This is a genomic window from Pararobbsia alpina (assembly GCF_902859895.1).
Taxonomy (GTDB): Bacteria; Pseudomonadota; Gammaproteobacteria; order Burkholderiales; family Burkholderiaceae; genus Pararobbsia; species Pararobbsia alpina.
Genome location: NZ_CADIKM010000154.1, coordinates 1 through 1,416, shown reverse-complemented (window position 1 = coordinate 1,416; position 1,416 = coordinate 1). Strand labels below are relative to the sequence as shown.

Annotated in this window: 2 protein-coding genes and 1 pseudogene; 1 reads left to right on the top strand and 2 read right to left on the bottom strand. The window is 59.8% G+C overall.

The window, feature by feature from the left end; all coding sequences use genetic code 11:
• Window positions 1–608, top strand: a 608-nt coding sequence (locus HV670_RS29985; RefSeq protein WP_175108540.1) for an MFS transporter, incomplete at its 5' end; no start/stop codon positions are given.
• Between the two features lie 298 nt (window positions 609–906).
• Here the strand turns inward: HV670_RS29985 and HV670_RS32155 are convergent.
• Both HV670_RS32155 and HV670_RS29980 read right to left on the bottom strand, forming a co-directional pair.
• Window positions 907–1,083 (bottom strand): annotated as a pseudogene (locus HV670_RS32155) (porin); the annotation flags it as partial.
• Between the two features lie 59 nt (window positions 1,084–1,142).
• Window positions 1,143–1,416 (bottom strand): copper resistance CopC family protein (locus tag HV670_RS29980; RefSeq protein WP_175108539.1); only part of this gene is annotated, 274 nt, incomplete at its 5' end.

Here is a 1,416-nt window from a genome sequence, read left to right as displayed (position 1 = left end):
AGTGCCCGCTTGCATGGCAGGTTACGATCTTCATGGTGCTACAGTCGATGCTGTCGTTCACCGTATTTGGTTGGCTGGCTCCAATCCTGCGTGATCGCGGTGTCCCGGCCGACCACGCTGGTCTGGTGGTGTCGGTCTCGGTGATCCTCCAGACACTGGCGTGCCTGGTGGCGCCAGGTATGGCAGCGAAACTCCCAAACCAGCGCGTACTCAATGCCGTCGTGGTTGTGCTGGCTGTCAGTGGCTTCCTTGGTTGTCTGTTTGCTCCACTTTCAACGCTGTGGTTTTGGGCGGTTGTACAAGGGATCGGTCAGGGCGCGCTCACCTCGCTAGCGTTGACGCTGATTGTGCTGCGCTCGAAAAACGCGTACATTGCCGCCGAACTTTCCGGGATGGTGCAGGGAGTTGGCTATGGCGTCGGAGCGGCGGGCCCGCTGTTGGTTGGTGTGCTGCATGGATGGACGGGAAATTTCGTTAGCGTGGGATGGATGTTCGCCGCGGTTGGTGTGGTTGCTATCGTTTTTGGCTTCCTTGCTGGGCGCGCACGTCACGTGAAAGGTGTGTTGTACGAAATCCGCATGATCGAGCGGATAGTCACTGAAGTGTGACCCGGGTACAACGATGCGCTCGCGCGCCTCTGATGGATCGTTGGGTGGTCATATACGGTCCGAGTGGAAAACTGACTGATAGCGCTGAATGCGCGGACGTCCGTTTCACGTCTAAACCCGTCATAGTCGGTCTGGCACGTTGAAGGACCGGTATGGGTTGCGGATTCAAGCGGTCGTTGCAACAACGTGATGAAATCGCTCAGCCGGCGTATTAGCTGCGGCAGTTCTGACGCGTCCGAGATCACTGAGCGGTTCGAAAAGCGCCAGTCATAGCGGCGCCGATGCGCGGCGATCTGAGTCAGAACCGGTGCACGATACCCACTTCCACGCCCCGTGCATCCGCCCCTGGGTACGCGAGGGGTAATCCCGGGTTAGCCGAACCTGCCAAGGTGTAGCTGGCTTGATTGCGGTTTTGAAGGAACGATAGGCTGGCGTAGAGGTCGGTACGCCTCGACAGATCGTATTCATACATTAGCGGGACTATGAGGTCGACCGCGCGGTCGTGCTGCGCGGCCGATGCCAAGTAACGCGGTGCTATTTCACGTCGAACGAGTAGTCACCATGGGTGCGATGCCCGTCCGACGCGACAGCAGCCCAATGCACGGTGTAGTGACCCGCGACAAGCGGCGGCAGCGCGACGGACACGACCGCAGGTTGTTGGGGATCGACACTCGCCTTGTCGACATTCACCCGCTTACCGCTGGCATCGGTCACGGTCAATGTGGTGAACGAGGGCTCGAGCGGCCCGTCGAACAGGATCCTGACCTTTGCAGGTGAGGACACCGTCGCTCCGGCCCCTGGCTCCTGC